The organism is Bacillus sp. CD3-5, from assembly GCF_006349665.1.
Taxonomy (GTDB): domain Bacteria; phylum Bacillota; class Bacilli; order Bacillales; family Bacillaceae_G; genus Bacillus_A; species Bacillus_A paranthracis.
In genome coordinates, this window is the sequence record NZ_VEPX01000032.1 from 1 (window position 1) to 8,503 (window position 8,503).

Sequence of the window (8,503 nt, forward strand, 5' to 3'; positions counted from 1 at the left end):
AAGTTAGTTTGTCTAGCATCTAAAATAAAAATTGACGTTTCACGTTGTTTGTTTCGTTCAGTTTTCAAAGAACTACTCGGTCGCTCATTTGCGACTTCCTTATGTTAACATTTTCATCTTTCAATGTCAACTAAGTTTTTCATTTCGTTTGTCGTTTTCGACGTTAATGTCATCGGCGACTTGTTCTATATTACACTTCTGTACTCTAATCGTCAATACTTTTTATCCTTTTTATTTTATAAATTATAAAGTTTTTTATACTCCTTCCCTAAAGATTAATAAACTAGTGTAGTCATTTTTATAATCGACAGTTTCTACTTTATAAAGAATGAATATCAAGCCACACAAATATATATTAAAAGTAGCTTTTTTATTTCGGTTACATTCACAATTATCTCCTACCACTTCTCTCTAGGAATTATAAATACATCGTACATTTACTAAAATCTAATTACATTAGGAGGCGTTATGAAATGCATGCTAATAAGAAAATCATTTATGTATCCCATGATGCCCATTTCCACGGAGCACAGCTGCTTTCTTTACATACTATTAAAGCCCTTAAAGAAAATTTTCATTACTCCGTCGCAATTATTTCTATTGGAACCGGTATTTTAATCCACGATTTTCAAAAGTATGGTCCTGTTTATTGCCTAGAGGAAGACTACCCAACGGAAGAAAAAGTCGAATTATTAATAAAGAAGTTATTATTAAAAGACTATACCATCGCCATATGTAGTACCGTCATAAGTGGTGATATAGTTGCATTACTAGCTAAACATAATATTAAAGTTATTTCATTAATACATGAATTGCCGCATTTAATACAACAGTACTCTGCGGAGGGAAAAGCAAGAAACATTGCCCAATCTGCTCACAAAATTGTCTTCCCTTCACAATACGTGTATGAAAAATTCCGTACAATTACCCAATTAAATCATCAAAAATGCCACATTCTCCCTCAGGGCTTGTTCAACCATAATCCTTATAAGAAAAATATTGCACAAGCGAGAAGCGATTTACGAAAAAAGCACAATCTGCCTCTCGATAGCAAAATCATCTTGGGGGTAGGTTTCGCTGATCATCGAAAAGGAATAGATTTATTCTCACTTATTGCTTACTCAGTAAGAAAGATGCATACGAATATTCATTTTATCTGGGTTGGGAAAACAGATGTTCATTTTTTTAATACAATCTCCCCAAGATATACAGCACATTTCACATTAGTGGACCCAACTCCAGATATCGGTTTATATAACGCCGGTGCTGATTTATATTTATTAACTTCAAGAGAAGATCCTTTTCCAAACGTAGTTTTAGAAGCATTAGATACAAAAGTCCCTGTTATAGGGTTCAAAAACGCTGGAGGTTTTGAAGATGTTGTTACGGAACAAACCGGCGCATTAGTAGACTATTTAAACTTACCTATGATGCTGGAAAAAATATATGAACTTATCGGGAATGAAGATTTACGATTACAAAAAGGGACCTTTGGCCAAGAACTTATTGAAAGAGATTTCAACTTTCTTGATTACGTTTATCAATTATTAAACTTGCTTGAGCATAATTATAAAAAAATAAGCGTCATTGTACCGAACTATAATTACGAAAAATACTTACCGGAACGAGTTAAATCAATATTAAATCAAACCTATCCCCTTTACGAACTAATTTTCCTAGACGATACCTCTACTGACAATAGCGTATCTATATTTGAAAAGCTGCTCTCAAATGAAAATAAACACCACCTGAAAGTTCAGCAAATTATTAATGATAAAAATTCTGGTTCTGTATTTAAACAATGGATAAAAGGTGTCTCTGCAGCAACCGGTGATTATATTTGGATTGCTGAGGCCGATGACTTATGTGATCAGACATTTTTAGAAGAAGTAATACAAGGGTTTCATATAGATAGTGATGTTGCCTTAAGCTACACACAATCAAAACAAATAGATGAACAAGGAAATATCTTGGCCAATCATTATTTGGATTACACAAATGATATTGATAAGGAAAAATGGCAGAGTTCTTATATCCGAAAAGGGATAGATGAAATACAAGATACGTTACTTATCAAAAACACCATACCTAATGTCTCAAGTGTAGTTTTTAAAAACATAGATATAAAAACAATAGCAAAACAATTGGAAAAGTTTAAAATAGCTGGTGATTGGTTTTTCTATGTTTCTCTCCTTAAAGAGGGGAACATTTATTTTAATCCAAAACCTCTAAACTATCATAGACGACATACAAATAGCGTAACAAGAACAGAAGATTCATATTCCCATTACAGTGAAGTTGTACAAATGCAGAATTTCATTAAAGACACCTTTACTATCGACGACATTTCAAAAAAGAAAATGTATGCATATAGAAAGTACCTTGAAACATATTTGAAGGTTTAATTATATATTTTCTTTATCATCAGTATCTCTTGTAAGACATTACTATTATTTAAGGGGTGTTACTCTTTGAAAGAATTTATAGAGGCAAATAAACATTTGATTTCTCAAATTGCACAAAAATACAATGTAAGTGCAAATATCCACCCAGAGGATCATATCTTTCAATTCCTTATCACAAATCCAGTCTTTCCATCTAAAAAAGAAGCAATAGATTATTATTTTAAAGATGGAAGAAAATCAGCAGAAACACTCTTGGATTTAATTACTTCCTTTTATCCTCCTGTAGACACTCCAATTCAACTATTAGAATTCGCATCCGGATATGGCTGCGTAACACGTCATTTATTAAATCAGCAAACGAACTTAAGTATAACTACTTGCGATATACACGAAGAGGCTATTACTTTTATTGAAAACACATTACATACTTCATCTCTATTATCTCACCCTGAACCAGAACAAGTAAAATTAGCCTCGTCTACGTATGATATCGTTTTTTGTCTATCCTTTTTTTCTCATATGCCTGATACAACTTGGTTTCGTTGGCTTCAGACATTGTATAACGCTGTTTCCCCTGGCGGCTTATTCATTTTCACAACTCATGGATACCAAAGTAAAAAGTACTTCGGCTTTCCCGCTTTAAATGAACGGGATTATTGGTTTCTTCCCTCTAGCGAACAACTCGATTTAGATGTTCATCAATACGGGCAAACGATCGTTAGCCCCTCTTACGTATGTGACAAAATTAAATTATTACCTTATAATCCTATTATCAAAAAATACACTGAAGGTTTTTGGTGGGAACATCAAGATCTTTGGGTAATAAAAAAAGAAATAAAATAATAAACCACGCTCTACTTATACAGAAGTAGGGCATGGCTTATTATTTTTTACTATATAAGAACTCTTCAATCCATAGCTTATTTAATCTAATTCCACTTTTGAAATCCACTTTCGGTTCCCAATTACATTCTCGTCTTACTCTATCTATATTTAAAATGATTTTTTGAACGTGTTCTTGCTTTTGTTTATAGCAGATAAAGTCCACTTTTCTTTCCGTTAATTTCTCCAATTCTACTATAATTCGTTTTAAAGAGAGACCCTTTCCGCTGCCTATATTATACACACAAAATTTCAAGTGATTTAATTGCGATAGTTGTATAGTAACTTCCACTAAATCATCGATATAAATATAATCTCGAATAATCTCTTGTGGATTCCCATATATATTAATCTTTTCATTACTGAGATGCTGATACAAAAAACAATTTATTGCTCCAACTTTCTTTAACGGGTTTTGATATTTTCCATACGGATTAGAATATCTACATACAACATAGTCCATTCCATATTTTTTCTTATAAAAGTACAAATAATTTTCAAGCGACACCTTTGTTATTCCATAAGGAGAAAGTGGTTTTAATGGATGTTCCTCATCAATAGGCAGATATTCCGGTTCACCATAAACTGTGCCTCCAGAAGATGCTAATACGATTTTTTTAATGGGGAAATTTTTAGCACTTTCCATGAAATTAAGAAAAAAAAGGCTACTGTTTATATCTCCGAAAACATCTTCAATTGAAGTTGTTACATTAGACGTTGCAGCTAAATAAATAATAATATCCACATTCACTAAGGCTTTATATATATCTTCAACATTTGCTAAATCACCTTTAATAAATTCAACCTCACTTATAATATTTTGAGGAAAATTATTTATATGTCTGGAAAATACTTTTACATTTTGGCCTTTTTTCAATAAACCTAATGCGAGGTTAATACCAATGAAACTATTTCCACCTACTATTAAATAATTATTCTTCCGCATAATATCCTCTCTAGTAATAAGATTTTTGCTTATCACACCTAGAAATACAAATAAATAAACTTAGTCAATTCTATTATTGAGTCTCTTATAATTGTATGCCCCTTATAAATTTTCATTATCTTTATTTTATATTTTCCCTTTAGAATCACTACCTTATTTAAACCGTCCGAAAAAACATTCATAATATTTACTCATTCCTATGAATATATTGGATTAGTAAAAGCTTTCCCCTTCTCCATAAATAAAACTTTCAAAAAGGAGCACTACATGTATGAAGAATGTAAATCAAGAGCTTTTAAATCATGTAATTCTACATAAAGATCGAATCCCACATTTCCATAAAGACTTTCCCCTTATACTATTCTGGAGCCATAGAAGCGGATGCACTACTTTAGCTAATTGGTTCTTTTTTCAAATCGGATTGTTTAATGAAGCAAAGAAATACCATGACTTTATTCATTACTATGAATTCTGGGTATATAAAAACAACACCAACTACATACCAGAGTTACAAAATGGGCTTCTAACGGCAGAAAAAGCTGTTTGTAAACTTGTACGAAATCCCTATACAAGGGCCGTCAGCTCATTTTTATTACTTGCTGACAATCCATATGCAATTCCTCAATGGGAAAGTATCCGCCAGTATTTATATAATGACAAATATAGTAACCGAGGAATATCATTTAAACAATTTTTATATTACGTTCGAGCATTAGGTCCCAATTCCGTAGCAATGGACATACATTTTAGTCAGCAATACGTTCCGGGTGAAGAAAATTTCATCCAACACTATATTCCTTTAGAAGATTTTAATACACAAATCACCAAAATAGAACACACGTATGATTTAGTTAAATCTAATTTAGCGCTACTTACAAATTCAGATCATCATCGCTCTCATAAAATGATGTATACAGGAAGCTATGCAGAGCTCAGCATTACAGATGCCACCTTCCCTCGCTTTCCGACATATAAAAGTTTTTATGATGAAGAAACAATGGCGTTAGTTACAGAAATATATGCACAAGACTTTGAAATGTATCCGTACACGAAAGGGATATTTTAAATTGATACATTCTTCAATGAATAAAAGCGAATGTATCGCATAGCATAAAGTGAAACTTTAATTAGAGAGGGGTTCTCCCCTGCTAATTATTCCCTTCTACCAATTTTACTGTTATAGATTCCCTAAATTTCACCTACCCTCTTTGAATTCACTAATTATTGACGCATGTGCCATATACATTTTTTACACAGGAGTGATGTCATGTGGAAGGTAATTTGAAACATAATAACGGATATTGTGTTATTTGTGAGAAGGAAACTACATTTATAGAGCATAACGATTGGCTTAGAGATCACTACTTATGTTCTACATGCCACTCTATACCAAGGCAGCGAGCTTTAATTCATGTTTTAAATACATTTTTTCCGAAATGGGGTTCCTATCATATTCACGAATCCTCACCTGGGGGGATTACAACTCAACTACTAATAAAAAACTGCAAAAACTATACATACTCTCAATACTTTAAAAACTATCCTCTCGGCCAATACTTTCAAGGGATTAGATGCGAGAACTTAGAAAACATGACTTTCCAAAATGGATCTTTTGATTTGTTCATTACTCAAGATGTCTTTGAACATGTAATGGAACCAAACAAAGCCTTTAAAGAAATAGAGCGTGTATTAAAGCCTGGCGGTGCTCATGTGTTTACTGTCCCTTGGTACCACACACTTCCAAAAACTTTGCAAAGGGCAAGAATCAATGAGGATGGAATTGAGTATATTGAAGAGCCAATTTATCACGGAAATCCTATTGATGAGAATGGGTCTTTAGTAACATTTGATTGGGGCCGAGATATGATTGAATATATTTATACACATGCAAATATGTATACCCTAGTTTATTTACAAAAGGATAAATCACTAGGCTTAGATGCTGAATTTTTACATGTTTTTATTAGTAGAAAACAAGAAAATGATTTTTAGGCACCATATAATTTGGAGGTTAACAAATGGATGACTTTAAGTTAGGAAGTGATTTTGATAACCTTGTTAGCCCGCTTTCTGATGTTGAACTTCTTCATCTATTTGTACAAAGTTGTTCACAAACAAGGATAAATGGTATCCCAGTACCTATGTTCCCCCCTGAAGAAATTCAACAACAGTTTGTAGGTGCTTCCTATGAACATGCTCTTTATGAAGCATATTTGTTTTATAGACTTGTAAAAACATATGCTCATAATTTAGGCGTTCCCTTGAATAAAGAACGGAAAATTTTAGACTTTGGTTGTGGCTGGGGAAGAATCATACGCTTCTTTTTCAAAGATGTTCGCCATAAAAATTTACTTGGTATTGATGTAGATCCTGTAATGATTAACCTTTGTAACGAAACGTTAGGAAGAGGCAGATATAAAGTAGCTCCCCCACAACCTCCTGCAGAATTTATTAATGACAATTCATTAGACATCATATTCGCTTATTCTGTATTCTCACATTTATCCGAAGAAACTGCAGAAAATTGGATAAAGGAATTTTCAAGAATTCTTCGTCCAGGTGGAATCTTCATCGCCACAACACAAGCGCGCTATTTTCTCGATTTTTGTCAACAATTTAAGGAACACCCTGAATTAATTCAGACAGGATGGCATAAAACTTTATCTCAAGCTTTTCCAGATATAAATCGTGCCATCTCGGATTATGAAAGCGGCAATTTCGTCCACAGCCCTACGGGAGCTGGAGACGTTAGAAATAGTAGCTTCTACGGGGAAACCATTATACCTAGAACTTATATTAAAAACCACTATGAGAAGTATTTAAAGCTGCGGGACTTTTTCGATGATGCAAACCGATTACCCCAAGCTCTATTTGTTCTCCAAAAAGATTAACTCTTTTCACTCATTGTATAATGAAGATCATTTTATATTTCAGCCGTATATATTAAATCATTAAAGATTTCCATATCAAGCAAACTGTACAAAAAAATTCATTATGAGGCATAAACAGAGTAAGTAAATAACAGTTCTCATGCTTTAACTAGATTCGAAAAATCAAAAATAACTTCCCACCACTTGAACTACGAAGCACATAAGGGGGATATATCTTGAAAATAATTGCTTTTTACTTACCGCAGTTTCATCAAATAAAAGAAAATGACCGATGGTGGGGAAAAGGTTTTACTGAATGGACAAATACTAAAAGTGCACGACCTTTATTTCCAGGACATTATCAACCTAGAGAACCTTATCAAGATTTTTATTACGACTTAACCACCCCATCCGTAAGAAAATGGCAAGCAGAAATTGCCAAAGCACACGGCATATATGGTTTTTGTTATTACCATTACTGGTTTAAAGGGAAGAGGCTATTGGAGAGACCATTTAATGAGGTACTTCAGATGGGCGAACCAGATTTTCCATTTTGCCTATCTTGGGCAAATGAACCATGGACAAAAACCTGGGATGGTCTTGATAGTCACATATTAATGCCTCAAAATTACGGAGGGTTATCGGATTGGAAAGAACACTTTGATTATTTATTACAAGCTTTCCAAGATGAGAGGTATATCCGTATAGATAATAAACCACTATTCATTATTTATCGTCCTGGGCATATACCTAATTGTGAGCAAATGCTTAACTACTGGAATACACTCGCACAAGAAAATGGTTTGAAAGGTATATACTTCGCAGAAACATTAAACAGCTTTCCACTTCCTAATATAAATGGATTTGATGCTAGCATTCAATTCGAACCTTTTTATACAATTGCTCACGATAGTTCTTCCGACATAAATAAGATAATATATGAATCTAGTAAACAAATAAACGCTTGGGATTATGATAAAGTGTGGATGTATATATTAAAGCGATCTCCTTCAGAGAAAAAAACATTTCCCGGTGCCTTTGTTGACTGGGATAACACAGCACGCCGCAAAGATTTAAATAGCAGCATTTTCGTAGGCTCTACTCCTGAGAAGTTCACGATATATTTAAGTAAGCAAATCCAGCGCACCTATTCTCTTTACAACAGCGAGTTTTTATTTATTAATGCGTGGAATGAATGGGCAGAAGGTACTTACTTAGAACCAGATAAAAGGCATGGCTTTGCCTATTTAGAAGGAGTTAAACAAGCAATTAACAGAGGCATGAAAGCATACAAAAAAGACGAGTCATTCTGACTCGTCTTACAGTTGCTTGGCGACGTCCTACTCTCACAGGGACAAGGTCCCAACTACCATCGGCGCTAGAGAGCTTAACTTCCGTGT

At 33.5% G+C, this 8,503-nt stretch carries 7 protein-coding genes; 6 read left to right on the forward strand and 1 reads right to left on the reverse strand.

Translation table 11 applies throughout. The annotated features are described in order from the left end of the window. Nucleotides 1-473 precede the first annotated feature (473 nt). A complete protein-coding gene (locus tag FH036_RS26795; protein ID WP_000543168.1) occupies nucleotides 474-2,405 on the forward strand; it encodes a glycosyltransferase in 1,932 nt (643 codons plus the stop codon). Nucleotides 2,406-2,471: 66 nt separating this feature from the next. After that, nucleotides 2,472-3,248 (forward strand): class I SAM-dependent methyltransferase, encoded by a 777-nt coding sequence (locus FH036_RS26800; RefSeq protein ID WP_139896430.1) that lies wholly within the window; start codon nucleotides 2,472-2,474, stop codon nucleotides 3,246-3,248. Between the two features lie 40 nt (nucleotides 3,249-3,288). On the opposite strand, the gene FH036_RS26805 is transcribed toward FH036_RS26800, so the two are convergent. Beyond that, nucleotides 3,289-4,233, reverse strand: a complete 945-nt coding sequence (locus tag FH036_RS26805; RefSeq protein WP_001230822.1) for an NAD-dependent epimerase/dehydratase family protein — start codon at nucleotides 4,231-4,233, stop codon at nucleotides 3,289-3,291. Nucleotides 4,234-4,504: 271 nt separating this feature from the next. Here FH036_RS26805 and FH036_RS26810 point away from each other — a divergent pair, with 271 nt between their 5' ends. The 4 genes from FH036_RS26810 (at nucleotide 4,505) to FH036_RS26825 (ending at nucleotide 8,416) form a co-directional block, all read left to right on the forward strand. Further along, nucleotides 4,505-5,299: a sulfotransferase family 2 domain-containing protein gene (locus tag FH036_RS26810; RefSeq protein WP_000800262.1), complete on the forward strand. Its 795-nt coding sequence runs from the start codon at nucleotides 4,505-4,507 to the stop codon at nucleotides 5,297-5,299. Between the two features lie 203 nt (nucleotides 5,300-5,502). After that, nucleotides 5,503-6,225 (forward strand): class I SAM-dependent methyltransferase, encoded by a 723-nt coding sequence (locus tag FH036_RS26815; RefSeq protein WP_000398930.1) that lies wholly within the window; start codon nucleotides 5,503-5,505, stop codon nucleotides 6,223-6,225. 26 nt (nucleotides 6,226-6,251) lie between these two features. Next, the gene (locus tag FH036_RS26820; protein ID WP_000340857.1) at nucleotides 6,252-7,124 is read left to right on the forward strand and encodes a class I SAM-dependent methyltransferase; all 873 of its coding nucleotides are present in this window, start codon (nucleotides 6,252-6,254) and stop codon (nucleotides 7,122-7,124) included. 215 nt (nucleotides 7,125-7,339) lie between these two features. Further along, nucleotides 7,340-8,416 (forward strand): glycosyltransferase WbsX family protein, encoded by a 1,077-nt coding sequence (locus FH036_RS26825; RefSeq protein ID WP_044793652.1) that lies wholly within the window; start codon nucleotides 7,340-7,342, stop codon nucleotides 8,414-8,416. The last annotated feature ends 87 nt before the right edge of the window (nucleotides 8,417-8,503 follow it).

Coding starts and splice junctions, on each gene's coding strand:
- FH036_RS26795 (WP_000543168.1), top strand. CDS start 474: ATGCATGCTAATAAGAAAATCATTTATGTATCCCATGATGCCCATTTC.
- FH036_RS26805 (WP_001230822.1), bottom strand. CDS start 4,233: ATGCGGAAGAATAATTATTTAATAGTAGGTGGAAATAGTTTCATTGGT.
- FH036_RS26810 (WP_000800262.1), top strand. CDS start 4,505: ATGAAGAATGTAAATCAAGAGCTTTTAAATCATGTAATTCTACATAAA.
- FH036_RS26820 (WP_000340857.1), top strand. CDS start 6,252: ATGGATGACTTTAAGTTAGGAAGTGATTTTGATAACCTTGTTAGCCCG.